26 protein-coding genes are annotated in these 26,527 nt (G+C 60.2%); 15 read left to right on the forward strand and 11 right to left on the reverse strand.

Going from position 1 to position 26,527, the window contains the following annotated elements; all coding sequences use genetic code 11:
- Window positions 1–71: 71 nt before the first annotated feature.
- The 5 genes from ACKUG4_RS27680 to dksA all read right to left on the reverse strand — a co-directional run bounded on the left by ACKUG4_RS27680 (window position 72) and on the right by dksA (window position 6,146).
- A complete protein-coding gene (locus tag ACKUG4_RS27680; RefSeq protein ID WP_440815926.1) occupies window positions 72–1,508 on the reverse strand; it encodes a sigma-54-dependent transcriptional regulator in 1,437 nt (478 codons plus the stop codon).
- Between the two features lie 22 nt (window positions 1,509–1,530).
- Window positions 1,531–4,485, reverse strand: a complete 2,955-nt coding sequence (locus ACKUG4_RS27685) for a sensor histidine kinase (protein ID WP_166742304.1) — start codon at window positions 4,483–4,485, stop codon at window positions 1,531–1,533.
- On the reverse strand, window positions 4,469–4,645 hold the full coding sequence (locus ACKUG4_RS27690) for a hypothetical protein (protein ID WP_003176118.1): 177 nt from the start codon (window positions 4,643–4,645) through the stop codon (window positions 4,469–4,471). The genes ACKUG4_RS27685 and ACKUG4_RS27690 overlap by 17 nt, the downstream gene beginning before the upstream one ends.
- 77 nt (window positions 4,646–4,722) lie before the next feature.
- Entirely contained in the window at window positions 4,723–5,619 is an 897-nt protein-coding gene (gluQRS, locus tag ACKUG4_RS27695) for a tRNA glutamyl-Q(34) synthetase GluQRS (protein WP_445435248.1), read from the reverse strand.
- 83 nt (window positions 5,620–5,702) lie between these two features.
- Complete coding sequence (gene dksA, locus ACKUG4_RS27700) at window positions 5,703–6,146, reverse strand: RNA polymerase-binding protein DksA (RefSeq protein WP_039771633.1); 444 nt, start codon at window positions 6,144–6,146, stop codon at window positions 5,703–5,705.
- A 334-nt stretch (window positions 6,147–6,480) separates the two neighbouring features.
- On the opposite strand from dksA, the gene ACKUG4_RS27705 reads away from it, so the two are divergent.
- The gene (locus ACKUG4_RS27705; protein ID WP_074691458.1) at window positions 6,481–7,653 is read left to right on the forward strand and encodes a pyridoxal phosphate-dependent aminotransferase; all 1,173 of its coding nucleotides are present in this window, start codon (window positions 6,481–6,483) and stop codon (window positions 7,651–7,653) included.
- Entirely contained in the window at window positions 7,653–8,366 is a 714-nt protein-coding gene (gene sfsA / locus ACKUG4_RS27710) for a DNA/RNA nuclease SfsA (RefSeq protein WP_085648760.1), read from the forward strand. Before ACKUG4_RS27705 ends, sfsA begins: the two co-directional genes overlap by 1 nt.
- On the opposite strand, the gene ACKUG4_RS27715 is transcribed toward sfsA, so the two are convergent.
- The gene (locus ACKUG4_RS27715) at window positions 8,363–8,680 is read right to left on the reverse strand and encodes a Rieske (2Fe-2S) protein (protein ID WP_236190020.1); all 318 of its coding nucleotides are present in this window, start codon (window positions 8,678–8,680) and stop codon (window positions 8,363–8,365) included. The genes sfsA and ACKUG4_RS27715 overlap by 4 nt on opposite strands.
- A gap of 162 nt (window positions 8,681–8,842) precedes the next feature.
- On the opposite strand from ACKUG4_RS27715, the gene ACKUG4_RS27720 reads away from it, so the two are divergent.
- The 4 genes from ACKUG4_RS27720 to ACKUG4_RS27735 are packed head-to-tail and all read left to right on the forward strand — an operon-like array spanning window position 8,843 to window position 12,389.
- The gene (locus tag ACKUG4_RS27720; RefSeq protein WP_445435249.1) at window positions 8,843–9,715 is read left to right on the forward strand and encodes a heme/hemin ABC transporter substrate-binding protein; all 873 of its coding nucleotides are present in this window, start codon (window positions 8,843–8,845) and stop codon (window positions 9,713–9,715) included.
- A gap of 50 nt (window positions 9,716–9,765) precedes the next feature.
- On the forward strand, window positions 9,766–10,749 hold the full coding sequence (locus ACKUG4_RS27725; RefSeq protein ID WP_170928972.1) for a FecCD family ABC transporter permease: 984 nt from the start codon (window positions 9,766–9,768) through the stop codon (window positions 10,747–10,749).
- Window positions 10,749–11,516, forward strand: a complete 768-nt coding sequence (locus ACKUG4_RS27730; protein ID WP_445435250.1) for a heme ABC transporter ATP-binding protein — start codon at window positions 10,749–10,751, stop codon at window positions 11,514–11,516. Before ACKUG4_RS27725 ends, ACKUG4_RS27730 begins: the two co-directional genes overlap by 1 nt.
- 21 nt (window positions 11,517–11,537) lie before the next feature.
- The gene (locus ACKUG4_RS27735; RefSeq protein ID WP_445435251.1) at window positions 11,538–12,389 is read left to right on the forward strand and encodes a ChaN family lipoprotein; all 852 of its coding nucleotides are present in this window, start codon (window positions 11,538–11,540) and stop codon (window positions 12,387–12,389) included.
- 225 nt (window positions 12,390–12,614) lie between these two features.
- Here the strand turns inward: ACKUG4_RS27735 and ACKUG4_RS27740 are convergent, their stop codons facing one another.
- The 4 genes from ACKUG4_RS27740 to ACKUG4_RS27755 form a co-directional block, all read right to left on the reverse strand.
- The gene (locus ACKUG4_RS27740; protein WP_236190013.1) at window positions 12,615–13,406 is read right to left on the reverse strand and encodes a Crp/Fnr family transcriptional regulator; all 792 of its coding nucleotides are present in this window, start codon (window positions 13,404–13,406) and stop codon (window positions 12,615–12,617) included.
- A gap of 15 nt (window positions 13,407–13,421) precedes the next feature.
- Entirely contained in the window at window positions 13,422–13,694 is a 273-nt protein-coding gene (locus ACKUG4_RS27745) for a TfoX/Sxy family protein (RefSeq protein WP_003228231.1), read from the reverse strand.
- 222 nt (window positions 13,695–13,916) lie between these two features.
- Complete coding sequence (locus ACKUG4_RS27750; RefSeq protein ID WP_007959639.1) at window positions 13,917–14,261, reverse strand: pentapeptide repeat-containing protein; 345 nt, start codon at window positions 14,259–14,261, stop codon at window positions 13,917–13,919.
- Between the two features lie 91 nt (window positions 14,262–14,352).
- Entirely contained in the window at window positions 14,353–15,909 is a 1,557-nt protein-coding gene (locus ACKUG4_RS27755; protein ID WP_236190012.1) for a bifunctional aminoglycoside phosphotransferase/ATP-binding protein, read from the reverse strand.
- Between the two features lie 118 nt (window positions 15,910–16,027).
- Between ACKUG4_RS27755 and mrcB the strand changes: the two genes are divergently transcribed.
- The 3 genes from mrcB to ACKUG4_RS27770 are packed head-to-tail and all read left to right on the forward strand — an operon-like array spanning window position 16,028 to window position 19,450.
- Entirely contained in the window at window positions 16,028–18,352 is a 2,325-nt protein-coding gene (mrcB, locus tag ACKUG4_RS27760; RefSeq protein ID WP_064382056.1) for a penicillin-binding protein 1B, read from the forward strand.
- A 16-nt stretch (window positions 18,353–18,368) separates the two neighbouring features.
- Window positions 18,369–19,115 (forward strand): tetratricopeptide repeat protein, encoded by a 747-nt coding sequence (locus ACKUG4_RS27765; protein ID WP_064599445.1) that lies wholly within the window; start codon window positions 18,369–18,371, stop codon window positions 19,113–19,115.
- Entirely contained in the window at window positions 19,115–19,450 is a 336-nt protein-coding gene (locus tag ACKUG4_RS27770) for a YqcC family protein (protein WP_064599443.1), read from the forward strand. The genes ACKUG4_RS27765 and ACKUG4_RS27770 overlap by 1 nt, the downstream gene beginning before the upstream one ends.
- Before the next feature lie 18 nt (window positions 19,451–19,468).
- On the opposite strand, the gene ACKUG4_RS27775 is transcribed toward ACKUG4_RS27770, so the two are convergent.
- Window positions 19,469–19,885, reverse strand: a complete 417-nt coding sequence (locus tag ACKUG4_RS27775) for a DUF4124 domain-containing protein (RefSeq protein WP_064599441.1) — start codon at window positions 19,883–19,885, stop codon at window positions 19,469–19,471.
- A gap of 400 nt (window positions 19,886–20,285) precedes the next feature.
- Between ACKUG4_RS27775 and ACKUG4_RS27780 the strand changes: the two genes are divergently transcribed.
- From ACKUG4_RS27780 to msrQ, 6 genes are all read left to right on the forward strand, one after another.
- Window positions 20,286–22,010, forward strand: a complete 1,725-nt coding sequence (locus ACKUG4_RS27780) for an acetolactate synthase 3 large subunit (RefSeq protein WP_064600949.1) — start codon at window positions 20,286–20,288, stop codon at window positions 22,008–22,010.
- A gap of 2 nt (window positions 22,011–22,012) precedes the next feature.
- Complete coding sequence (gene ilvN / locus ACKUG4_RS27785) at window positions 22,013–22,504, forward strand: acetolactate synthase small subunit (RefSeq protein ID WP_003205610.1); 492 nt, start codon at window positions 22,013–22,015, stop codon at window positions 22,502–22,504.
- A 48-nt stretch (window positions 22,505–22,552) separates the two neighbouring features.
- Window positions 22,553–23,569: a ketol-acid reductoisomerase gene (ilvC, locus tag ACKUG4_RS27790; protein ID WP_007959661.1), complete on the forward strand. Its 1,017-nt coding sequence runs from the start codon at window positions 22,553–22,555 to the stop codon at window positions 23,567–23,569.
- A gap of 147 nt (window positions 23,570–23,716) precedes the next feature.
- Window positions 23,717–24,574: a CDP-diacylglycerol--serine O-phosphatidyltransferase gene (pssA, locus tag ACKUG4_RS27795; RefSeq protein WP_039771608.1), complete on the forward strand. Its 858-nt coding sequence runs from the start codon at window positions 23,717–23,719 to the stop codon at window positions 24,572–24,574.
- 62 nt (window positions 24,575–24,636) lie between these two features.
- Window positions 24,637–25,650 (forward strand): protein-methionine-sulfoxide reductase catalytic subunit MsrP, encoded by a 1,014-nt coding sequence (gene msrP / locus ACKUG4_RS27800; RefSeq protein ID WP_445435252.1) that lies wholly within the window; start codon window positions 24,637–24,639, stop codon window positions 25,648–25,650.
- Window positions 25,650–26,273: a protein-methionine-sulfoxide reductase heme-binding subunit MsrQ gene (gene msrQ / locus ACKUG4_RS27805; RefSeq protein WP_064599436.1), complete on the forward strand. Its 624-nt coding sequence runs from the start codon at window positions 25,650–25,652 to the stop codon at window positions 26,271–26,273. The genes msrP and msrQ overlap by 1 nt, the downstream gene beginning before the upstream one ends.
- Window positions 26,274–26,527: the final 254 nt, after the last annotated feature.

A 26,527-nucleotide genomic window follows, 5' to 3' on the forward strand; every position in this document is an offset into this window, starting at 1 on the left:
TTACGTGAAAAGACTGAGGTAACAGTTTTTTCACTTCTTTAGCGGTTACCCGCACACTCGACAGGTAACGTTCAGCTCTCGCTGGCGACCCCGGTCTTGCGCCGCGGAATGCCCAAACGCTGACGGCGTTCCCACAGGCATTTGCGGCTGACGCCCAGTTTGCGCGCCAGTTCGGTCTCGGTCATGTGGTCCTGATGCTCGAGCACGAAATGCTGGAAATAGTCTTCCAGTGACAGGTCTTCCGTCGGTTCGTGGCTGCTGTTGCTGGCGTTACCGGACTGTTGAGCCGGCAGGCCGATGAATTCGTCGTCCTCCAGATCGCCCAGTTCGATGTCGATGCCCAGCAGGTCGGCAGAAATTTCCGGGCTTTCGCTCAGAATCACCGCGCGCTCGACGGCGTTTTCCAACTCCCGCACGTTACCCGGCCAGGAATAGTGCCGGATCGCCTGCTCGGCATCGGCGGCAAATTTCAGGTCGGTGCGGTTGATGCGCGCGCTCTGACGAGCGAGAAACGCATTGGCGATTTCGTTGACGTCGGCGCCGCGCTCGCGCAGGGCCGGCAGTTTCAACGCGATCACGTGGAGGCGGTAGTACAAGTCTTCACGGAACTGGCCGATTTTCGCCAGGCTCTTGAGGTCACGGTGGGTCGCCGCGATCAAGCGGACATCGACTTTCTGTGACTGGACCGAGCCCACCCGGCGAATTTCGCCTTCCTGCAACACGCGCAGCAGGCGAGCCTGAGCTTCGAGTGGCAATTCGCCGATTTCGTCGAGGAACAGCGTGCCGCCGTCCGCCGCTTCCACCAGACCGGCGCGACCGGCGCTGGCACCGGTGAACGCACCTTTCTCGTGGCCGAACAGTTCGGACTCGATCAGGCTTTCCGGAATGGCGGCGCAGTTCACTGAGATCATCGGCGCCTTGGCGCGTTTCGACAGGTTGTGCAGGGCGCGGGCCACCAGCTCTTTACCGGTGCCGGACTCACCCTGGATCAGCACGTTGGAATCGGTCGGCGCGACTTTACGGATCTTGCCGTAAAGATCCTGCATCGGCGGACACGAGCCGATGATGCCGATTTCGCCGTTGCTGTTGTCGATGGCGGATTTGCCGCTGCCATTGGCAGGTTTGGCAGCAGCTGCCTCGCCGGCGGCAGGCGCCGATTGGCGATCACGCAGGATCCGCGCGACAGCCTGAAGCATTTCATCGTGATCGAAAGGCTTGGCAATGTAATCCACCGCGCCCATCTTCATCGAGTCGACCGCCGAGCGCAGGCTGGCGTAGCTGGTCATGATCAGCACCGGTGTGCCCTGGCCGAGCTTGATCAGCTCGGTGCCGGGAGCGCCCGGTAGTCGCAGGTCGCTGACGATCAGATCGAATGTGGGAATACTGAAGCGTTCTTGTGCTTCCTGCACTGAACCGGCTTCGCTGACCTGGTACTGGTTGCGTTCCAGCAGGCGGCGCAAGGCGGAGCGGATAATGGTTTCGTCTTCGACGATCAAAATGTGCGGCATTGATTCGATACTCTCGACGGTCTCAGTTCACAGCGGACGTCGCTTCGACATGACGCGGCAATGTCACCCGGATACGGGTGCCGCGCTGGCTCTGAACATCAGCCGGGCTGTCGATGGTGATTTGTCCATAATGCTCTTCAACGATGGAATAGACCAGTGCAAGGCCCAGACCGGTGCCTTCGCCAGGATCCTTGGTGGTGAAGAAGGGTTCGAACAATCGGTCCATGATGCTCGACGGAATACCGCTGCCTTCGTCTTCGACGATCAGATCGACCGTGTGTTCGCCGGCTTCGCTCTTGACCCGCACCGCACTGCCGGCAGGCGAGGCGTCACGGGCGTTGGAGAGCAGATTGATCAGCACCTGGGCGAGCCGCTGCGGATCGCCTTCGACCCAGTGATCGGGATCGCACAGGTTATAGAACTGAACTTCGAAATTGCGCCGGTTCAGGGCCAGCAGGCCGATGGCGTCCTGGGCGACTTCCGCCAGACAAACGGGCTCGTCACTGTGCTGATGGCTGCCGGCGTGGGCGAAACTCATTAACGACTGGACGATGCGCGACACGCGTTTGGTCTGCTCGAGGATCTGGCCGCTGATTTCCGTCAGCTCACCGTCCTCTTCGCGCTCTTCCCGCAGGTTTTGCGCCAGGCACGCGATGCCGGTGATCGGGTTACCGATTTCGTGAGCCACACCCGCCGCGAGTCGACCGATGCTGGCCAGACGCTCGGAGTGCACCAGTTTGTCTTCGAGCATTTGGGTTTCGGTCAGATCTTCCACCAGCAACACCAGGCCGCTGTTGCCCGGTGCCAGCGGCTCGTCGATCGCCGCTTTGTGCAGGTTCAGCCAACGGGTCTGGCCGTCGAGGGCCAAATGCTGTTTGTGTAAATGCTCATCCGGCAGATGGATGAAGCCTTGCAGCAGGTCTTTCCACGGATTGGCGATGGTGCTCAGGCGCGAGCCGACGACCCGTTGCGCGGCAATTCCGGTCAGTTCTTCCATGGCCTTATTCCACATCAGGATCTCCTGATCCTTGGCCAGCGAGCAGACGCCCATCGGCAGTTCCTGCAGGGTCTGGCGGTGGTAGCGGCGCAGGGCATCGAGTTCGGCAGCCAGACCGGTGAGGCGCGAGTGATAATCCTCGAGGCGGCTTTCGATGAAGTGGATGTCTTCGGTGACGTAGTTTTCACCGCCAGCCTTGTACGGCAGAAAGGTTTCCACCATGTCCTGGGCGACGCTCGGGCCCATCAGGCCGGAGAGGTTGGCTTCAATCCGGTCACGCAGGCGACGCAAGGCGTAAGGGCGGCGTTCGTCGAATGGCAGATAAAGGTCGCGCAGGGCCTGCTCGACCTCTTTCTGCGCGGCCTTGGCGCCCAGCGGCTTGGCCAGTTGCGTGGCGAACTCCTGCGGCGAGGCGGCGTGCAGTTCCCGGCGTTGCGGGCGTCGCACGTTGTCCACCGCGCAGGCTTCGGCGGCGCTGGCTTCTTCGGGGCTGGCATTGGTGAACAGCGAAATCAGCGTGAACATCAGGACGTTGGCCGCCAGCGAGGCGATGGCCGCCATGTGCCAACTGGTGTCGTCCAATACGTAAATCATGTTCAGCAGCGGAATGTAGAAACCTTGCAGGTTGCCGACCAGCGGCAAGAGCATGGTCACGACCCACACCACAATCCCCGCCAGCAGACCGGCGATAAAACCGCGGCGATTGGCGGTCGGCCAGTACAGCACCGAGAGCACACCCGGCAGGAATTGCAGGGTCGCGACGAAGGCGACGATGCCGAGGTTGGCCAGATCCTGCTCGGCGCCGAGCATCAGGTAGAAGCAGAAGCCGGCCATGATGATCGCGACGATCAGTGCCCGGCGGGTCCATTTCAACCAGCGATAGATATTGCCCTCGGCCGGTGGCTGGTAGAGCGGCAGCACCAGATGGTTCAGGGCCATGCCCGACAGCGCCAGCGTGGTGACGATGATCAGGCCGCTGGCCGCCGACAGACCGCCGACATAGGCCAGCAACGCCAGCGACTTGCTGTTGGCGGCGATGCCGATGCCGAGGGTGAAGTATTCCGGATTGGTCGTGGCGCCGAGTTTCAGGCCGGCCCAGAGAATCAGCGGCACGGCCAGGCTCATCAACAGCAGGAACAGCGGCAAGCCCCAGCTCGCGCTGACCAGCGAGCGCGGGTTGAGGTTTTCAGTGAAGGTCATGTGATACATGTGCGGCATCACGATCGCCGAGGCGAAAAACACCAGCAGCAACGTGCGCCACGGGCCTTCCTGCAACGGCGTGTGCAGGGCGGCGAGGGCGGTCTGGTTCTGCAACAGCCACAGTTCAAGTTGCTGCGGGCCGTCGAATACGCCGTATAGCGCGTAGAGGCCAACGCCGCCAAGGGCCACCAGTTTGATCACCGATTCAAAGGCAATCGCGAACACCAGTCCTTCGTGCTTTTCACGGGTGGCGATGTGACGGGAGCCGAAGAAGATCGTGAACAGAATGATCAGCGCACAGAACGCCAGGGCCACGCGATTCTGCACCGGTTCGCCGGTGAGGATGCCAATGGAGTCGGCAACCGCCTGAATCTGCAACGCCAGCAACGGCAAGACGCCGATCAGCATGAAAATCGTGGTCAGCGCACCGGCCCAGGTGCTGCGAAAGCGGAAGGCGAACAGGTCCGCCAGCGACGACAGTTGATAAGTGCGGGTGATCTTGAGGATCGGATACAGCAGCACTGGCGCCAGCAGAAACGCGCCGGACACCCCGAGATAACTGGACAGAAAGCCATAGCCGTACTGATAGGCCAGACCCACCGTGCCATAGAACGCCCACGCGCTGGCGTAGACCCCCAGCGACAGGGTGTAGGTCAACGGGTGGCGAATGATCGCCCGCGGGATCATGCCCCGCTCACTGATCCAGGCCACGCCGAACAGCGCGGCCAGGTAGGCGGCGCTGATCAGCAGCATCTGGGTCAGGCTAAAGCTCATCGGCATCTTTTTGGCTCTGCAGGATGAAGGTCACGACAATCAGGATCAGCCAGAGCAGATAAGGGCGATACCAGGCGCCCGTCGCGTCGATCCACCAATCCATGATGGCAGGAGAAAACAGGTAGATCCCCACGACCAGAAGCAGGACCAAGCGATAGATGTACATCCCGGCCTCTCTTTTTTATGCGCGTGCCCGAAAACGTGCGGCGATGGTAACGGATGGGCGCGCCACTGCAAGTGTCGTCACAGCAGTTGCGCTTCGGGCAGGGTCAGTGTGCGCGGGATTTTCAAGGCATCCCAGTGGGCGCTGCCCCAGTTCAGCAGCTCTTGCGGCGAGGCGTGGGCCAGTTCGGGCCCCGGGTTTTGCCCCAATGCACGCAGGGCCCGCAGCAACAATGGCGTGGCCTGATCGGCTTCCAGCGGTGGCGAGCGATAGGACTTGCCGAGCTTGTTGCCGTCCGGCTGGGTGATCAATGGCAGATGCAGGTAGCGCGGTTGGCGCAGGCCCAGCAGTTCTTGCAGATAGAGCTGGCGCGGCGTGGAGTCGAGCAGATCGGCGCCGCGCACGATGTCGGTGATGCCCTGCCACGCATCGTCCAGCACCACCGCCAGTTGGTAGGCGTAGAGACCGTCGCGGCGGCGGATTACGAAATCTCCCACGTCACGGCCCAGATGCTGGCGGTATTGGCCCTGCACCCGGTCGATGAAGTGGTATTCGAGCTCCGGCACGCGCAGGCGAATCGCCGCGTCTTCCTGACCATGGCCGGCATTGCGGCAAAGTCCCGGATAAATGCCGTGGTACGGCTCCAGTTGTTTGCGTGAGCAGGTGCAGGCGTAGGCGAGGCCGTGATTGAACAGGCTGTCGAGCACTTGGGCGTAGGCTTCGTGCCGATCGCTCTGGCGGACCATTTCGCCGTCCCATTCGAAGCCATAGCTTTCCAGCGCCTTGAGAATCGCCGCTTGCGCGCCCGGCTCTTCGCGAGGCGGATCGAGGTCTTCCATGCGCACCAGCCAGCGGCCGCCCACCGAGCGTGCGTCCAGATAAGAGGCCAGGGCGGCGACCAGCGAACCGAAATGCAGGTGCCCGCTGGGTGTCGGGGCGAAGCGGCCAATGTAGGCGGGGGAGGTGTTGGCAGTCATGAGGGCGATGTTACTTGAGAGTCAGAAAACAGCAGAAACAAAAACGGAGCGTTCGCACGCTCCGTTTTTCGTTCAGGCCGGGATTACTTGCCGACCTGCTTTTCCTTGATTTCCGCCAGGTTCTTGCAGTCGACGCACATGTCGGCAGTCGGACGGGCCTCGAGGCGCTTGACACCGATCTCGATGCCGCAAGAGTCGCACCAGCCATACTCTTCGTCTTCGATCAGTTGCAGGGTCTTGTCGATCTTCTTGATCAGTTTGCGCTCGCGGTCGCGGGCGCGCAGCTCGAGGGCGAACTCTTCTTCCTGGCTGGCACGGTCGGCCGGATCAGGAAAGTTGGCCGCTTCGTCTTTCATGTGATCAACAGTGCGGTCGACTTCCTGCATCAAGTCGAGTTTCCACTTGGTCAGGATCTTGGTGAAGTGCGCACGCATAGGCGCGCCCATGTACTCTTCGCCCTCTTTAGGGACGTAAGGTTCGAAACCGCTGAGTGTCTGACTTGCCTGTTGCTTTGCTTGGGTGGGCATGAAATGGACCGCCTCTACTCTTGTAATCCATTGCGCAGGATTGCTCCATCACCGACACCTGCCGGCCCTGCGGCTGCAAGCGGGCGAACTTACCAGATCAATTCGACCCGCGCTACTCCCGGATGTCGAGCGCGTGGCCGATGGGACTTGCAAATGTTTGCCAAGCCATGTCCGGCGGTGCTGCAAACCTGCTCAATCACTGATTTTAGTCAATCCTGGAGCGTACGCGCGGGTCGTTACAGTCCAGTGTTCTTGAGGCTGTGACCGCTGCGGGTTCTCGCTCGTTCCGGCAGATGGGTAGAATCGTTTCTTTTCCCTCGTTGAAGGAAGGCCAATGGCTCAGCCCTACAGTGCGCGCAGTCGTGCGATCGAACCGTTCCATGTGATGGCGTTGCTGGCGCGGGCCAATGAATTGCAGGCCGCCGGCCACGACGTGATCCACCTGGAAATCGGCGAGCCGGACTTCACCACCGCCGAGCCGATCATCCGCGCCGGCCAGCAAGCCCTGACGGCCGGGAAAACCCGCTACACCGCAGCCCGTGGCATTCCCGAGCTGCGCGAGGCGATTTCCGGCTTCTATCAAACGCGCTACGGCCTGAACATCGATCCACGACGGATTCTCATTACGCCCGGCGGTTCCGGCGCGCTGCTGCTGGCCAGTGCGTTGCTGGTGGATCCGGGCAAACACTGGCTGCTGGCCGACCCCGGCTATCCTTGCAACCGACACTTTCTGCGGTTGGTCGAAGGCGCGGCACAGCTTGTACCGGTGGGCCCGGACGTTCGCTATCAACTGACGCCGGACCTGGTGGCACGCCACTGGGACCACGACAGCGTCGGTGCGCTGGTCGCTTCGCCGGCCAACCCGACCGGTACGATTCTGACCCGCGATGAACTGGCCGGGTTATCCGCAGCCATCAAGGCCCGTCACGGGCATCTGGTGGTGGACGAGATTTATCACGGCCTGACTTACGGCACCGACGCCGCCAGTGTGCTGGAAGTGGACGACAGCGCCTTTGTCCTCAACAGTTTCTCCAAATATTTCGGCATGACCGGTTGGCGTCTCGGCTGGCTGGTGGCGCCGGATGCGGCCGTCAGTGAGCTGGAAAAACTCGCGCAGAACCTCTACATCAGCGCGCCAAGCATGGCCCAACACGCAGCGCTGGCCTGTTTTGAACCGGACACCATCGCGATTCTCGAAGAGCGTCGCGCCGAATTCGGCCGTCGTCGCGACTTCCTGCTGCCGGCATTGCGGGAGCTGGGCTTCAACATTGCCGTGGAGCCGGAAGGCGCGTTCTATTTGTATGCCGATATCAGCCAGTTCGGCGGCGATGCCTTCGCGTTCTGCCGGCATTTCCTCGAAACCGAACACGTGGCATTCACGCCGGGGCTGGATTTCGGCCGCTATCAGGCCGGTCATCACGTGCGCTTTGCCTACACGCAAAACCTCCCACGCCTACAGGAAGCGGTAGAGCGTATCGCCCGTGGCTTGAAGAGCTGGCAAGGCTGATGCGCTTTCATCCTCCGCTCGAAGAAGGTCGATTGATCCGCCGTTACAAGCGTTTTCTCGCCGATATCGAAACCGTTGGCGGCGAATTGCTGACCATTCACTGCCCGAACACCGGTTCAATGCTCAATTGCCAGGTCGAGGGCGGGCAGGTCTGGTTCAGCCGCTCCACAGATCCGAAACGCAAACTGCCCGGCACCTGGGAGGTCGGTGAAACCCCGCAAGGCCGGTTGTTTTGCGTCAACACCGGGCGCGCCAACGCACTGGTCGAAGAGGCCTTGCAGGCCGGCGTCATCAGTGAGCTGAACGGTTTTACCGGGCTCAAGCGTGAAGTGGCGTACGGGCAGGAAAAGAGCCGGATCGATTTTCGCCTCGACTACCCGACGGGCTCGGCTTACGTTGAAGTGAAAAGCGTCACTCTGGGTTTCGACGGCACGGCGATTGCGGCATTTCCCGATGCAGTGACCCAGCGCGGCGCCAAGCATTTGCGTGAGCTGGCGCATCTGGCGCGGGACGGGATTCGTGCGGTGCAGTTGTACTGCGTCAATCTCACGGGTGTCGAAGCGGTGCGCCCGGCCGAGGAAATCGACTCGGCCTACGCCGCTGCGCTACGTGAGGCGGTGGCGTGCGGGGTCGAGGTCCTGGCGTACGGCGTGCGATTGAGCCATGAAGAGATGGTGATCGACAGGCGCCTGGACGTGCTGCTCAACGGTTAAACGTCGATCCACAGCCCTTGCGCGTCTTCATGGCAAGGGATGGCCGTCAGCGATTGTCCGGCGCAGGGGCCGGCGACGCATTCTCCGTCTTCGATCAGAAACAGTGCGCCGTGGGTGGCGCACTGGATCAGGCTGTTGCTGGGGTCGAGAAACTGGTCGGGATGCCATTCCAGACCGACGCCCCGATGCGGGCAGCGATTGAGGTAGACGTAAGCCTGCCCCGCGCGGCGCACGGCAAACAGTTTTTTCCCGTCGATATCGAAACCGCGGCTGCCGCCCTCAGCCAGATCGGCACCCGCGCAAAGAAACTTCATGGCTATCCTCAAGTGTCGGCTCGTGTCCGGATATGTCCGAGCTTGACGTTCAAATGCAAACAATTATCAAATGGCCGCCTTCGCCCGTGGCGAGGTGATCGCTGCCGAGGATACTTGGCCTGCCGTTCCGATGCCCGGGAAAACCTTTCAAGGAAGCTGTCTATGCGCCTGAGTACCCCCGTTGCCGTGCTGTGTGTCGGACTTTTGGTCAGCCACCAGGCTGCAGCGGCCGAGTTGCCGCAACGTTGGGTCAGCGCCGGCGGTGCGTTGTCGGAGTGGGTCAGTGCGCTGGGCGGCGAGGCCAAACTGGTGGGCGTCGACACCACCAGCCAGCATCCGCAATCCCTCAAGTCCCTGCCGAGCATCGGCTACCAGCGCAGCCTGTCGGCCGAAGGCATCCTCAGCCTGCGCCCGGACATCCTCATCGGCACCGAAGAAATGGGCCCGCCGCCAGTGATCTCGCAGGTTCGCAGTGCCAAGGTGCAGGTGGAATTGTTCTCGGCTCAGCCGGATCTGCCGACGCTGGAGAAAAACGTCACCCATCTGGGGCAGTTGCTGGGGGCCGAAAGCCAGGCCGCGCAATTGCTGCACAGTTATCAACAGCAACTCGATGCTCAGAAGGCACGTGTGGTTGCGGTGCAATCAAAGCACAAAGCACCGGGCGTGCTGTTGCTGCTCGGCCATGCCGGCGGCAAACCACTGATCGCCGGCAAGGACACCGCCGCCGATTGGCTGCTGCAACAGGCGGGCGGCCATAACCTCGCGACCCACACCGGTTACAAGCCGTTTTCCGTGGAGTCACTGGCCAGTCTTGATCCTGAAGTGCTGGTGTTCGCTGACCGTGCGCTGACCGGCGAGGCGGCGAAAGCGGCGTTGTTCAAGGAAAACCCGATCCTCAATTCCAGCCGTGCAGCCAAGACCGGACGCGTGCTGGAGCTGGATCCGACGCTGCTGGTGGGCGGACTCGGGCCGCGTTTGCCGGCAGCGCTGAAGACTCTGTCTGACGGTTTCTATCCGGCCTCGAGCGGCCAATGACCACGCTGGTCAAACCCCGTGGCTTGTTCATCGGCCTGATCCTGCTGTGTCTGCTGGCGATCTGGCTGTCGCTGGCATTGGGGCCGGTCAGCCTGCCGTTGTTCGATACCTTGCGCGCTGCGCTGCGCATGATCGGTGTGCCGTTGGCGCCGGACGGGCTGGAGCAGGCTGAACTGATTCTCGGGCAGATTCGTCTGCCGCGTACGTTGCTCGGGCTGGCAGTCGGCGGCGTGCTTGCCCTGTCCGGTGTGGCGATGCAGGGGCTGTTTCGCAATCCGCTGGCCGATCCAGGGTTGGTTGGCGTCTCGAGCGGCGCGGCGCTGGGCGCGGCGGTGGCGATCGTCGGCGGCTCGTTTTTTGGCGGACTGCCAGAGTGGTTCGGGCCTTATCTGCTGTCGGTTTGCGCGTTTCTCGGTGGCCTTGGCGTAACTGCGCTGGTCTATCGACTCGGCCGCCGCAACGGGCAGACCAATGTGGCGACCATGTTGCTGGCGGGGATTGCCCTGACCGCGCTGGCCAGTTCGGCGGTGGGGCTGTTTACCTATCTGGCCGACGACGCCACATTGCGCACGTTGACGTTCTGGAACCTGGGCAGCCTCAACGGCGCGAGCTATGCGCGGTTGTGGCCGCTGCTGATCATCACTGCCGGTGTTGCGCTTTGGCTTCCACGTCGGGCGAAGGCGCTCAATGCGTTGCTGCTCGGCGAATCGGAAGCCGGGCATCTGGGAATCGATGTCGAACGGCTCAAGCGCGAGTTGGTGTTTTGCACGGCGCTGGGTGTCGGTGCGGCGGTGGCGGCGGCAGGGATGATCGGTTTTGTCGGGCTGGTGGTGCCGCATCTGGTGCGCTTGCTCGCCGGGCCGGATCACCGGGTGTTGCTGCCGGCATCGGTGCTGGCCGGGGCCAGTCTGTTGCTGTTGGCGGATCTGGTTGCACGTCTGGCACTGGCGCCGGCGGAGTTGCCGATCGGCATCGTCACCGCGTTCATCGGTGCGCCGTTCTTCCTTTATCTGCTGCTGCGAGGGCGTGCCTGATGCTGCGTGCGCACAATCTGCACATCCGCCGTGGCCGCAAGACTGTTCTGGCCGACGTCAGCCTGCAACTCGAACCGGGCGAAGTGCTTGGCGTGCTGGGGCCGAATGGCGCCGGTAAAAGTACCTTGCTCGGCGCGTTGTGCGGTGAGTTGAGCGCGCACGAGGGGGAAGTGCTGCTGGACGGTGAGGCCTTGAGTCATTGGAGCGGCACTCAGCGCGCCCAGCGGCTGGCGGTGTTGCCGCAGGTGTCGACCCTGGATTTTGCCTTTCGCGTTGAAGAAGTGGTCGGCATGGGGCGTCTGCCTTATCAGAGCGGGCGGGTGCGCGACGACGAAATTGTCGTTGATGCTTTGCGGGCGGCGGATGCCGGGCATCTGAGCGGTCGCAGTTATCTGGCGCTGTCCGGCGGCGAGCGTCAACGGGTGCATCTGGCGCGTGTGCTGGCGCAACTCTGGCCGGGGCAGGCGGGGCAGACTCTGCTGCTTGATGAGCCGACCTCGATGCTTGATCCATTGCATCAACACACGACGCTGCAAGCAGTGCGCGAATTTGCCGATCGCGGCGCGGCGGTGCTGGTGATCCTGCATGATCTGAATCTGGCGGCGCGCTATTGTGATCGCATCCTGCTGCTGGAAGGCGGGCGCCCGATTGCGCTGGGCACGCCGCAGCAGGTATTGCGTCCGGAATCGTTGAAGGCAGTTTTCGGTCTGGAAGTGCTGGTGCAGCCGCACCCGGAGCGCGGGCATCCGCTGATCATCGCCCGCTGATTTCGTCATCGAGGTGAGTGTATGCGCGGGATTTTGCTGTTGGCGGTGTTGTGGCTTGCAGGTTGCCAGCATGTTGCGGCGCCCCCGGTCGTGGGCGAGATCCGTGATTTGCGCAGCGGCGAGCATCTGACGGCGCAGCAATTACTGGCTCGGTTGAGCAGTCCATCGCAGGTGATTGTTGGTGAGCGGCATGACAACGCTGATCACCATGCCCTTCAATTGTGGCTGTTACAGAACCTGGAAAAGGCGCGGCCCCAGGGCAGTCTCCTGTTGGAAATGCTGACACCCGATCAACAGTCGCGGGTTGATGACGTACGACATGCGTCAACGCCACCGGCTGATCTTCCTGCTGCATTGGCCTGGCAGGAGGGTTGGGACTGGAATCTCTACGGACCGATTGTGCGGTTCGCCCTGACGCAATCCTGGCCGTTGCTGGCGGCGAACCTCGATAACATCGAAATCCGCGCGTTCTATCGCGATCCTCCGGTTCTGAGCGGTGAGCGCAGCAATGCCAAATCTGTGAAAGAGACGCTGTTGGAGCAGATCGGCGATTCTCACTGCGGCTTGCTGCCGTCATCACAAATGCCGGCGATGCTGGCCGTTCAGCAACAGCGGGATCGACGCATGGCCTCGCGTTTGCTGGCAGCGCCTGCGCCTGCCTTGTTACTGGCGGGTGCGTATCACGCGCGCAAAGATGTCGGGGTGCCGCTGCATGTACTGGATCTGGGCGCGCCGCAAGCGCCGACGGTGTTGATGCTGGCGGAGCAGGGCAGTGAGGTTACGGCGGCGATGGCTGATTATGTCTGGCTCACCCCAGCCACGCCGAAACCGGATTATTGCGCGCAGATGCGTAAGCAGTTCGGCAAGCAATGACTTTTCCACAGGCAAAAAAAGACCCGGTAAAAACCGGGTCAAATAACCGTGATTAGCCTGATGAGGAGATAATCTGAGAGTCCGAACCAAGGGCTTTTCAGAATATCGACTGATCTCGCGATCAGTTGTGATAATCATAGCGATTCTCATTAACGAGTCAACTGCTGTTTTTCCATTTTTGTCGTTTTGTCCCGGCAATGGCGTAAACGCCCCGCGAACAGGGCTTCAGTTCTGGCTGTTAAATCCCGTGAGCTGCTTGTTGAGCTGGTCGATACGCCGCGCCATGCTTTCGATCAGGCTGTGGGCGATTTTCGGATTGGTGCGGGTCATGCTCAGAAACTGATCGCCGGGAATCAGCATCACCGTGCTCGCTTCCCGGGCAATGACCGTTGCGTTGCGCGGTTCGCCAGTGAATACAGCCATTGCGCCGAAGATCTCATCCTTGGGCACATCGCCTACCTTGTGCCCATTAACAAAGGCTTCGGCGTGTCCTTCGATAATCACGAATACATGGTCAGCGACATCGCCCTGGCGTATCAGAACGTCTCCGGCCTCGACACGCTTGAACCCATTGGTGCTGCGAAACTCACGTGGCTTGAACTCGGCAACGGCGTGGGCCAGCAGCGCCATTTGCCCCAGCAGGTAGCGCAGAAACTGCTCCGAGCGAGATGAATCGCTATACACATGCTGAAACAAATCACTTCGTCGATAGGGCAGCAACGTCAGCGGGTTATCCGTGCCCAAGGCGCAATCAGCCCATTCCGGCCCCTGCTGCAGGCCGATTAGGTCCCCCTCATGCCAATAGAACAGACCGCGACCGCTCACTCTGCCGGTGATGACACCTTGCGTGAGCAAGAACAATTGGTCGTCCGGCAAGCGTGTCAGCAAATCATCCGTGGCTTCCAGTTCCAGCGCCGGCCCGCACGGCGCCAGGCCTTCGAGCCATTGCGCAGGCAAGCTCTGCAAGTGGTTGATCAATGCATCGGCCTTGGCCGATTGTTCCCCGAGCAGGTACATGGCGGTCAGTGCCCGTCAGTTCTTGTGGCGAGAGGAAATGGCTTCCAGCTGCTTGTTCAGCGCATCCTTGCGTTCGGCGGGAATGTCGTTCCAGTGCACGTCCATCAGCGCCCCTTCGATCGCGTACAACAACACCTTCGACGCCCGGAACCCGCGGGTACGCACGGCCCGGTAGGCATCCACCGCGCCCAGGCGACGCAAGTCGGAGGCGCTATGGATGCCCACGGCATGCAGCCATTGCGCCGACGTCTTGCCAAGATTCTTCAGGTGTTGCAGTTCATCATTCATCAAGCCTCCTTGCGACGGCCGAATGGTGCGTGGGCGAGCTTCTCAGGAGTGTAGCCATCAGTAGGAAAAGCGTGGTTGTTTGGTCGGCTTCGACGCAAACGCTTCTAAGAAACGTCAGTTTTTCGCTGATGAATCAGCACGGAGCAGGGCGAGGGGGAATTACCAACAGCACGCAGTCCAGCGCAAAGCGGGGGCGCTGGACGAGTTTGGGTATCCTGAGACTCAGCGAGTGCGATAACGCAGGCGCGTACCGAAATTCATCGACATCAGGATTTCGTCGGCACTCAGCTCCGGCGGGAAGTAGGCACCGGAAATCTGCGCGTGGGCCAGGCTCGCGCCCTCCAGCGAAGCGTTGCGAAAGTCGATTCCGCGCAGGTCGGCGGAACGAAAGTAGGCGTCCCTGAAGTCCACGCCATCGGCGTTCAGTTCACGCAGGTCGAGGCCACGGAAATCACCACCGACCATGTCGATCGGGCCGTCTTTCGGCCGTTCATTGTTGAAACCTGTGATGTCGTCTTTGTGCAGCAAGGCATAAAGCGGGGTGTCGAGAAGTTTCGGCTGGCTCATGTCAAATCACCTGTTGGTTTTATGACGCCAGTATAGTGCCACTATTTGACGGCCGTGAAGCGAGCGAGGGCTTCACGGCCGAAATAGTTTCTTACAGGCCTGGCAGGCGCTGGCGGATTTGCGCCACGACGGTGTCCAGGGTGCCGGATTCATTGGTCTGCACGCGTTTGCTGCGCAGGATTTCTTCCGGGGTCAGGGCTTCGCGGTTGGCTTGTTGCGCTTCGATCACGGCAAGGGTCGCGTCGGACGGATCCTTTTTGTCTGCCTGACGAATCGCCAGCCAGCTCTCGATCACTGCCTGCGGAGCATTGCAGTCGAGGATCAGGAATGGCGCGCCGGTGGCTTCGGCAACCTTGGCGGCGTTGTCGCGTTGTTCGCGCTTGAGGTAAGTGGCGTCGATCACCACCGGGAAACCGGCGTGCAGGATCACTTCGGCGATTTCATGCAGGCGAGCATAAGTCGCGGTGCTGGCATCGGCGCTGTAGATCCCGGCCTGAACATCATTGGCAACGGTTTGCTCGCCGAACAGGCGTTTGCGCTCGACATCGGAGCGCAGGCGGATCGCGCCCAGCGCTTCGACCAGACGCATGGCCACGTGGCTTTTACCGACCGCGGAAACGCCGTGGGTAATCGCCATGAAGCGCGAAGGAATGGTGCTGTAGCTTTCCGCCAGGTTGGCGTAGTTGCGGTACTGGCGCAGGGTGGTGGCGCGCTGCACCGGAGTGGCATCGGCCGGCATGCTGAACAGTGCGACTTTCGCACGTACCAATGCGCGGTAAGCCTTGTAGAAGTTCAGCACTTCCAGGCCTTGATAGTCGCCGGTTAGTTCCAGGTACTGGCTGATGAAGCGACGGGCGAGGGATTTCAGGCCACGGTCTTCCAGGTCCATTGCCAGGAAACCGGTGTCGGCCCAGACGTCGGTGAAGCGGAACGGTTCGTTGAATTCGATGCAGTCGAAGATCACGACTTTGCCGTCGATCAGCGTGGCGTTGCCCAGGTGAATGTCACCGTGGCACTCGCGAGTGAAGCCGTCGGCCTTGCGCTGGGCGAACAGCGGCTTGAGGCGATCGAAGCTGCTTTCAGCCCACGCTTGCAGGGCGTCGAGTTGCAGCAGGTCATTCTTGTCGCTGAGGAAAGGCAGGATCTGTTCGAAGTTCTGACGCACTGGCGCCATCACGCTGTCAGGCGTGCCGGCATCGTGCTCGGTCGGGACTTTCGGCGCGTTGAGGTGGAAGCGGGCGATCTGCTCGGCCATCGCGTCGATGTGCGCGGTGGTCAGCTCGCCGTTGGCTTGCAGGGTGCTGAGCAGGCCGGTCTGCGGGAACTGGCGCATTTTCAGCACGTATTCGATGGCCGGGCCTTCGCCACCCAGTTGCGGGGCTTCGGCGCTGCCGGTCACTGGAATCACTTCCAGATACAAATCTTCGGTCAGGCGCTGGTTCAGGCGCAGCTCTTCACCGCAGAAGTGCTCGCGGGAGTCGAGGCTGGTGAAGTCGAGGAAACCGAAATTCACCGGTTTCTTCACTTTATAAGCGTAGGGACCGGTGAGCAGCACCCACGAAATATGGGTTTCGATGACCTGGAACCCTTCGACGGGATGCGGGTAGAGGGCCGGGTTTTGCAGGGCAGCGATCAGGGACTGGCTCACGGACGATCCTTCAGAGACTGGGGGAAATTCAAGGCGCTCATTATGGCCGCTCGCCAGCCCGACGCAAACCTCGGAGCGCTCCTGTTGAGTATGAATAAAGTGCGTATAATCCGCCGCCATGACTCGTACTCGATCCCCCCGTTCCCCTAAAAAACCAGCTTCCCGGGGCCTGCGCCCATGGTTGGGCTGGGCCCTTAAACTCAGTCTGGTCGGCCTTGTGGTGCTGGCCGGCTTCGCCGTTTACCTCGATGCCGTGGTGCAGGAGAAGTTCTCCGGCAAGCGCTGGACCATCCCGGCCAAGGTGTATGCGCGCCCGCTTGAGCTGTTCGTCGGACAAAAGCTGAGCAAGGACGATTTCCTCACCGAACTCGATGCCCTGGGCTATCGCCGCGAAGCCGTGAGCAACGGTCCCGGCGCGGCGGCGGTCAATGGCAACACGGTTGATCTGAATACCCGTGGCTTCCAGTTCTATGAAGGCCTCGAGAAACCGCAGCCGGTGCGCGTGCGTTTCTCCGGCGATTACGTGGCCGAACTCTCGGCGACCAACGGTTCGAAGCTCTCCGTGGTACGCCTGGAGCCGTTGATGATCGGCGGTATCTACCCGAAAAACCTTGAAGACCGGATTCTGATCAAGCTCGATCAGGTGCCGCCGTACCTGCTGGAAACCCTGGTCGCCGTGGAAGACCGGGATTTCTACAGCCACTGGGGCGTGTCGCCGAAATCGATTGCCCGCGCAGTCTGGGTCAACACCTCGGGCGGCAAGATGACCCAGGGCGGCAGTACGCTGACCCAGCAACTGGTCAAGAACTTCTACCTCACCAACGAACGCAGCCTGACCCGCAAGCTCACCGAAGCGATGATGGCGATGCTGCTCGAGCTGCACTACGACAAAAAGGAAATCCTCGAGGCTTACCTCAACGAAGTCTTTGTCGGTCAGGACGGTCAGCGGGCGGTGCACGGTTTCGGTCTGGCCAGCCAGTTTTTCTTTGCCCAGCCCTTGTCCGAGTTGAAGCTGCACCAGGTCGCGCTGTTGGTCGGGATGGTCAAAGGTCCGTCCTATTACAACCCGCGCCGCAATCCGGAGCGGGCGCTGGAGCGACGCAATCTGGTGCTCGACGTGCTTGAGCAGCAAGGCGTCGCATCCGCCGAACAGGTGGCTGCCGCGAAGAAAATGCCGCTGGGCGTAACCACGCGCGGCAAGCTGGCCGACAGTTCGTTTCCGGGCTTCATCGATCTGGTCAAACGCCAGTTGCGTGAAGACTACCGCGACGAAGACTTGACCGAAGAAGGCCTGCGGATTTTCACCAGCTTCGATCCGATTCTGCAGATGAAAGCCGAAGCGTCGGTCAACGACACCTTCAAGCGTCTGTCCGGTCGCAAGGGTTCCGACGACGTGGAAGCGGCGATGGTCGTTACCAACCCGGAAACCGGCGAAGTCCAGGCCATGATCGGCAGCCGTCAGGCGAGTTTTGCCGGGTTCAACCGGGCACTGGATGCGGTGCGGCCGATTGGCTCGCTGATCAAGCCGGCGGTTTATCTGACGGCGCTGGAGAAGCCGAGCCAGTACACGTTGACCAGTTGGCTGTCGGACGAGCCGCTTTCAATCAAGGGTGCGGATGGTCAGGTCTGGAAACCGCAGAACTATGACCGCCGCTCCCACGGTACGGTGTTCCTGTATCAGGGGTTGGCACATTCCTACAACCTGTCGACCTCGCGCCTCGGTCTGGCGGTTGGCGTTCCGAATGTCCTCAAGACGCTGGGTCGCCTGGGCGTGACCCGCGAGTTTCCGGCGTTCCCGTCGATGCTGCTCGGTGCGGGCGGAATGACCCCGATTGAAGTCGCGACAATGTATCAGACGCTTGCCAACGGTGGTTTCAATACGCCGATGCGCGGGATTCGCAGCGTGCTGACTGCCGACGGCGAACCGCTCAAGCGTTATCCGTTCCAGATCGAGCAGCGTTTCGATCCGGCCTCGATCTACCTGATCCAGAACGCCATGCAGCGGGTCATGCGTGAAGGCACCGGCAGTTCGGTTTATAACGTGTTGCCAAGAACCCTGACACTGGCGGGCAAGACCGGCACCAGTAACGATTCGCGCGACAGCTGGTTTGCCGGCTTCAGCCAGGATCTGCTGGCGGTAGTCTGGCTCGGCCGCGACGACAACGGTAAGACGCCGTTCACCGGGGCCACCGGTGCGTTGCAGGTCTGGACCAGTTTCATGCGCAAGGCCGATCCGCTGCCGCTGGACATGCCGCAGCCGGATAACGTGGTGCAGGCCTGGGTCGATTCGCGTACCGGCCAAGGCTCCGATGCCAACTGTCCGGGCGCCGTGCAGATGCCGTATATTCGCGGCAGCGAACCGCCACCCGGCGCCTCCTGTGCGGGCGAAAGCCCGGCATCGGGCGAGTCGGTGATGGATTGGGTCAAGGGCTGGATGAATTAAGCAAAGAGGGTTTCAAGTGAACAAGTGGTTGATTCCAGCGGTGACCGCCGTGGCTTTGCTCAGCGGCTGCTCCACCGTACAGCGTGGTTCGATCCCGGTCGTGGATTCCGGCACCGCCGTGTCCAACAGCGAGCGCATTTCGGCCAATGGCGGTTTCCGTCAAACGACGGTGAAACGTCCTGCACAGGCCCAGACCCAGGCGATCCCGCAAGGTGATACCGGTGTGGTGGTGATGGTGCCGGGCGGCGCAGCGGCTTCGGCACCGATCAGCACTTCGCCGATCGTTCCGGGCCCGGCGTCCGGCGGCATCACGCCGGGGCCGTACAACCCGTCGGCGGTCGAGTCGGCGCCGATCAGCTCCGGCAGCTACAGCATGCCTTCGACGCCGAGCGGCATTCCTTCGGCCAGCAGCGGCGGTGGTCTGTCTGCCGATGAACAACTGGATGGCCCGGTTCTCGCCCTGTTGACTACTGCGCAACAGCAGCAGGCCGGTGGCGACCTCAACGGCGCGTCCTCCAGCCTGGAGCGTGCGCAGCGTGTAGCACCGCGCGAGCCGCAAGTACTTTACCGTCTGGCGCAGGTGCGCATGGCCCAGGGCGATGCGCCGCAAGCCGAGCAGACCGCTCGTCGCGCACTGACCATGGCCAATGGTCGTCCGGACTTGCAGGCCAGTCTGTGGGAATTGATCGCTCAGGCGCGTGAGAAACAAGGTGATTCCGCCGGCGCCACTCTGGCCCGTCAGAAGGCCAAGGTTTCGCTGTGATGGACAGTCGTTTCTCCAAAGTTGCCGATCAATTGCTGTTGATCGAGCGCGAACTGCGCGCCCAGGGCTGGTGGGATGACGTCCAGCCCTCGGTCGAAGCCCTGAGCAGCGTCGAGCCGTTTTCGGTCGACACGCTTGATTTCGAGCAGTGGCTGCAATGGATCTTCCTGCCGCGGATGAAGATGATCCTCGAACAGGATCTGCCATTGCCCAATGCCTCGGGCATTCAGGAAATGGCCGAAATGGTTTTTGCCCAACGCAACCTGCAGGGCAAGGATCGGCAGCTTCAGGTGTTGCTCAAAGAGTTCGACCTGCTGATCACCGCTTCACGCTGAGCCGGGAGCTGCCAGTCGTCACTGGCAGTTTTCCGCTATCTGTTTCTTTGCCTCTTCAGTACGCTGCTGGCGCTGGTCGTCGCTCAGCCGCCGCAGTTCTCCCTCCACCTCCTCCCTCAAGCGCGGATTGTTCTGCAGTTGCGCGAGATTCGTGCGCGCCTGTTCGCAAAATGCCTTGAGTTGATTCTGTTGTTCGGCCACTTGCTTCTTGACCTTGTCATCGATGGCTTTCTGATCGCCCAGCGCACCGCTGCCAGGTAATGCGGCAGGTATTGGTGCGGGAGAGGAGGGCGTCTTAACGGCGGTGGACGACTGCCCTTGTGGTGGCTGTTGATCGAAATGGGTGACGCCTTGGGCGTCGACCCATTTGTAGATCTGAGCGGCCATGCACCATGGGCTGGCGCTGATTAACAGAATTAGGAGAAGCGTTCGCATGCTGATTCCTTGGCAAAACTGCGCAATTGAAGCTAACAGAGTAGCGGTTTCCAGGTTTTTTCTTGCGTTCTCATGTGCTTACCCACAATTAAGCACATAGACGGCTTGACTTGCAGAGGGCGAAACAGAAGAATCCAAAGTCCGCTGTACAGGGACTGCCAGAAGCAGACCCTCTCGGCAGATCATGAGGCGCATATCCGCGTCGACCTGTTACACCCGCAACGCGTTACCTCGCGCTGGGTGGGAAAGGCCCGCAACACTTGGGACGATCCCAATACTTGCTCAGTCAGTGCTGACGTAGTCGGCGACCACCGTCGCTCATGCTCTGCCGAGAAGTAAACCTATTAAGACCCGTTCGCCTTTTTGTGGACGGTATTCTGGCGTTTTAGAGGTGAACAACGTGGAGCTTTTATCTGGCGGTGAGATGCTCGTCCGCTTTTTGCGTGACGAAGGCGTCAAATATATCTACGGGTACCCGGGTGGTGCTCTCCTTCATGTTTACGATGCCCTGTTCAAAGAACCGGAAGTGACCCACATCCTGGTTCGTCACGAACAAGCGGCTACCCATATGGCTGACGGCTACGCCCGTGCCACCGGTAAAGCCGGCGTGGTATTGGTGACTTCCGGTCCAGGCGCCACAAACGCCATCACCGGTATCGCCACTGCCTATATGGATTCGATTCCAATGGTGATCATTTCCGGTCAGGTGCCAAGCACCATGGTCGGTACCGACGCGTTCCAGGAAACCGACATGATCGGTATCTCCCGGCCGATCGTGAAGCACAGCTTCATGATCAAGCACGCCTCGGAAATCCCGGAAGTCATGAAGAAGGCCTTCTACCTGGCGCAATCCGGTCGTCCGGGCCCGGTCGTGGTCGATATCCCGAAAGACATGACCAACCCGGCCGAGAAGTTCGAATACATCTTCCCGAAGAAAGCCAAACTGCGTTCCTACAGCCCGGCCGTTCGCGGTCACTCCGGGCAAATCCGCAAGGCGGCAGAAATGCTCCTGGCGGCCAAGCGTCCCGTGCTGTACTCCGGCGGTGGCGTGATTCTCGGCAACGGCTCCGCGCCGCTGACCGAACTGGCGCAAATGCTCAACCTGCCGGTTACCAATACCTTGATGGGCCTGGGTGCCTACCCTGGCACTGACCGTCAGTTCATCGGCATGCTCGGCATGCACGGCAGCTACACCGCTAACCTGGCGATGCACCATGCCGACGTGATCCTGGCGGTCGGTGCGCGTTTCGACGATCGCGTGATCAACGGCGCGCCGAAGTTCTGCCCGAACGCCAAGATCATTCACATCGACATCGACCCGGCTTCGATTTCCAAGACCATCAAGGCCGACGTGCCAATCGTTGGTCCGGTGGAGAGCGTCCTGACTGAAATGGTCGCGATCCTCAAGGAAATCGGCGAAACCCCGAACAAGGAAGCGGTCGCCAGCTGGTGGAAGCAGGTTGACGAGTGGCGCGGTGATCGTGGCCTGTTCCCTTACGACAAGGGCGACGGCAGCAAGATCAAGCCACAGACCGTGATCGAAACCCTGTGCGAAGTGACCAAGGGCGATGCCTTTGTGACCTCCGACGTGGGCCAGCACCAGATGTTTGCTGCGCAGTACTACAAGTTCAACAAGCCGAACCGCTGGATCAACTCCGGTGGTCTGGGCACGATGGGCTTCGGTCTGCCGGCCGCGATGGGTATCGCTTTGAGCTTCCCAGATACCGATGTTGCGTGCGTCACCGGTGAAGGCAGCATCCAGATGAACATCCAGGAGCTGTCGACCTGCCTGCAATATGGTTTGCCGGTCAAGATCGTCATCTTGAACAACGGTGTTCTGGGCATGGTTCGTCAGTGGCAGGACATGAGTTACGGCAGCCGTCACTCGCACTCCTACATGGAATCCTTGCCTGACTTCGTCAAGCTGGCTGAAGCCTATGGCCACGTCGGCGTACGCATCACCGAATCGAAAGATCTGAAGTCGAAGATGGAAGAGGCGTTCGCCCTGAAGGATCGCCTGGTGGTGATCGACATTTCGGTCGACACCAGCGAGCACGTCTATCCGATGCAGATCAAAGACGGCTCGATGCGCGATATGTGGCTGAGCAAGACGGAGCGTACCTAATCATGCGGCACATTATTTCCTTGCTTCTGGAAAACGAACCCGGTGCTTTGTCTCGCGTAGTCGGCCTGTTCTCGCAGCGCAACTACAACATCGAAAGCCTGACCGTGGCGCCAACCGAAGACCCGACCCTGTCGCGTCTGACGCTGACCACCGTCGGTCACGATGAAATCATCGAGCAGATCACCAAAAACCTGAACAAGCTGATCGAAGTGGTCAAGCTGGTGGACCTGTCGGAAAGCGCTCACATCGAGCGCGAACTGATGCTGGTCAAGGTCAAGGCCACTGGCGCCCAGCGCGCCGAGATCAAACGCACCACCGATATTTACCGTGGACAGATCGTCGACGTCAGCGCCAGCGTGTATACCGTTCAACTGACCGGTACCAGCGACAAGCTCGACAGCTTCATTCAGTCCATCGGCACCGCATCGATTCTGGAGACCGTCCGCAGTGGCGTCACCGGTATTGCCCGCGGCGACAAAGTACTCAGCATCTAAACCAAATTAGCGAATGGCCTGAACGGCCTGGATATAAAGGGGAAATTCATGAAAGTTTTCTACGATAAAGACTGCGACCTGTCGATCATCCAGGGCAAGAAAGTTGCCATCATCGGTTACGGCTCCCAGGGCCACGCCCAGGCGTGCAACCTGAAAGATTCCGGTGTCGACGTTACCGTCGGTCTGCGTAAAGGTTCGGCTACCGTTGCCAAGGCTGAAGCCCACGGCCTGAAAGTGACCGACGTGGCTGCCGCTGTTGCCGGTGCCGACCTGGTCATGATCCTGACCCCGGACGAGTTCCAGTCCCAGCTGTACAAGAACGAAATCGAGCCGAACATCAAGAAAGGCGCCACCCTGGCCTTCTCCCACGGCTTCGCGATCCACTACAACCAGGTTGTTCCGCGTGCCGACCTTGACGTGATCATGATCGCGCCGAAAGCACCGGGCCACACCGTACGTTCCGAGTTCGTGAAAGGCGGCGGTATCCCTGACCTGATCGCGATCTACCAGGACGCCTCGGGCAACGCCAAAAACGTTGCACTGTCCTACGCTGCCGGCGTTGGTGGCGGTCGTACCGGCATCATCGAAACTACCTTCAAGGACGAGACCGAAACCGACCTGTTCGGCGAACAAGCTGTTCTGTGCGGCGGTACCGTTGAACTGGTAAAAGCCGGTTTCGAAACTCTGGTTGAAGCTGGCTACGCGCCGGAAATGGCCTACTTCGAGTGCCTGCACGAACTGAAGCTGATCGTTGACCTCATGTACGAAGGCGGTATCGCCAACATGAACTACTCGATCTCCAACAACGCTGAGTACGGCGAGTACGTGACCGGTCCGGAAGTGATCAACGCCGAATCCCGTCAGGCCATGCGCAACGCCCTGAAACGTATTCAGGACGGCGAATACGCCAAAATGTTCATCAGCGAAGGCGCAACCGGCTACCCTTCGATGACCGCCAAGCGTCGTAACAACGCCGCTCACGGTATCGAAATCATCGGCGAGCAACTGCGCTCCATGATGCCGTGGATCGGTGCCAACAAGATCGTCGACAAAGCCAAAAACTAAGTCGTCGAACCTTGTATGAAAAAACGCGGCCTCGGCCGCGTTTTTTCGTATGGGCCGGCGGTTCTGGTATAAAGCTGCATCGTTTGTGGCCGAACCGTCGTCCCAGACACCTGTCGAAAATGTCCAATCCGTTGCAAGGTACTGTCCATGAGCGAACGTCCCGAAGAGCCGAACCAGGCTTCAGACGCCGAAAGCCTTCTGCCCATCGATGAGCACATCGAAGAAGGGCATGACGCAGAAGGCCGTAAAGTCCGGCATCGTGGTATCTATCTTCTGCCGAATCTGTTCACCACTGCGAATCTGTTCGCGGGGTTCTATTCCATCATCAACTCGATGAGTGCCCAGGCTGCCTTGAGTGCCGGGGACGCGGCGAATGCGAGCAAGTATTTCGCCTTTGCCGCCATCGCGATTTTCGTCGCCATGGTGCTCGACGGCCTTGATGGTCGCGTGGCACGCATGACCAATACCCAAAGTGCGTTCGGTGCCGAGTACGACTCGTTGTCGGACATGGTTGCCTTCGGTGTCGCGCCGGCGCTTCTGGCTTTCGGCTGGGCACTGGGTGACATGGGCAAGGTCGGCTGGATGGTTGCCTTCATCTATGTGGCGGGTGCGGCGTTGCGTCTGGCGCGTTTCAACACTCAGGTGGGGACCGCCGACAAGCGCTACTTCATCGGTCTTGCCAGCCCGGCTGCTGCCGGCGTTGTTGCGGGGATTGTCTGGGCGTTCAGCGATTACGGGATTCAGGGTTCGAAGATGTCGTTCCTGGTCGCGCTGATGGTTGCGGCCGCCGGCATGCTGATGGTCAGCAATATCAAATACAACAGCTTCAAGGAGCTGGATCTGAAGGGGCGCGTGCCTTTCGTGGCGATTCTGGCGGTGGTGCTGGTGTTTGCCGTGGTGTTCAGTGATCCGCCTCGCATTCTGCTGCTGGTGTTCCTCGCCTATGCCGCGTCGGGCCCGGTGCAGTATCTGTTGCATCTTCGTCGTCACAAACACGCCGAGTGATGTAATTTCCCTCATACTCCGCAGTCTATGGTGCATCTGTCCTCCAAAGCTGCGGAGTTGCCATGCTGATCAAAGTCCCCAAAGCGTCCGACTGCCATGAGTCGGACGTCACGCCTGAATCCATTTATCTCTCTCGCCGTCAATTGCTCGGAGCAACCGCGGCCGGTTTGGCCATGAGCACTTTGCCGCGCTGGGCCAGTGCCGAAGAGGCTGCCCGCTATGCCGATGTCGAAGCCGGAAAGGCGCCCGCCTGGTTTGCCGAGAAACTGCCCTCTGTCAAATGGGGGGCGGTGAGCGTCAAGGATGAGGCGATCACACCTTTCAAAGACGCAACCCATTACAACAACTTCTATGAATTCGGTACCGACAAGGGCGACCCGGCGGCCAATGCGGGTTCGTTGAAAACCGAACCGTGGAGTGTTGTCGTGGACGGGGAGGTGGGCAAGCCGGGGCGTTATGCTCTGGAAGACTTTATGAAGCCTTACCAGTTGGAAGAGCGCATCTATCGCCTTCGTTGTGTTGAGGCGTGGTCGATGGTGATTCCCTGGATTGGTTTCCCCATCTCGGCGCTGTTGAAGCAGGTAGAACCTACTTCCAATGCCAAATACATTCGCTTCGAAACCTTGCAGGATCCGAAGAGCATGCCCGGACAGCGTTCGGGATTTGCCCTGATCGACTGGCCCTATGTTGAAGGTTTGCGCCTGGATGAGGCGATGAATCCCTTGGCGATTCTTGCGGTAGGTATGTATGGCCGCGAATTGCCCAATCAGAACGGTGCGCCTTTGCGTCTGGTGGTGCCCTGGAAGTACGGATTCAAGAGCGTCAAATCCATCGTGCGGATCAGTCTGGTCAGCGAGCAGCCAAAGACGACCTGGCAGAGCATTGCGGCGGATGAGTACGGGTTTTATGCGAATGTGAACCCTACGGTCGACCATCCACGTTGGACCCAGGCGCGGGAGAGGCGGTTGCCCAACAGCCTGTTCAAGCCGAATGTGCGTGATACGCAGATGTTCAACGGCTATGCGGACGAGGTCGCTTCTTTATATACAGGGCTCGATCTGCGGAAGAACTACTGATGCGATATCCGATCTGGCGCGTAGGTGTTTTCCTGGCTGCGGCAATATGGCCGCTGTTCTGGTTCTATCAGGCCTTTGCGGATCTGCTTGGGCCTGATCCCGGGAAAGTCCTGGTTGATCGACTGGGCCTCGGGACATTGGTGTTGCTGTTGATCACCTTGAGTATGACGCCGTTGCAGAAGCTTACGGGGTGGGCCGGGTGGATTGCTGTGCGCAGGCAGTTGGGGCTTTGGTGTTTTGCCTATGTGGTTCTGCATCTTTGCAGCTATATGGCGTTCATTCTCGGTTTTGACTGGTCGCAACTGGGCGTCGAACTGCGCAAGCGTCCTTACATTATTGTGGGTGCTTTGGGTTTTCTGGGATTGTTGGCATTGGCGGTTACCTCCAACCGATACAGCCAGCGCCGTTTAGGTACCCGCTGGAAGAAGCTGCACCGGTTGGTGTATGTGATTCTCGGGTTGGGATTGCTGCATATGTTATGGATCGTACGTGCCGATCTCAAAGAGTGGGCGATCTATGCCTTTATAGGTGTTTTCCTTCTAGCGCTGCGCATTCCTCCCTTGACCCGTCGGATCCCGCGTTTGATGGGTAAGAAGCAGGTTTTTCAAGAAAAGCGAAATTAAGTGTTGACGGCGAATTCCAGAGGTCTATAATTCGCCCCACTTCCGGCGCAGTCGAAACGGAAAACTCCTTGAGATTCAATGAGTTAAGTAGGTTTCGAAGGCGGGTCGCTTCAGTTCATCGAAGCCTGGAGGCAGTTGGAAATGCCGGTTTGTTGGGTGCTTTCAGCGGTTCGATCCTCTCGGTCGAAAGCGGAGAAAAAGAGGTGTTGACAGCAGCGTGTAACGCTGTAGAATTCGCCTCCCGCTAACGAGAG

Source organism: Candidatus Pseudomonas auctus, from assembly GCF_048654275.1.
Classification (GTDB): Bacteria; Pseudomonadota; Gammaproteobacteria; order Pseudomonadales; family Pseudomonadaceae; genus Aquipseudomonas; species Aquipseudomonas pharyngis.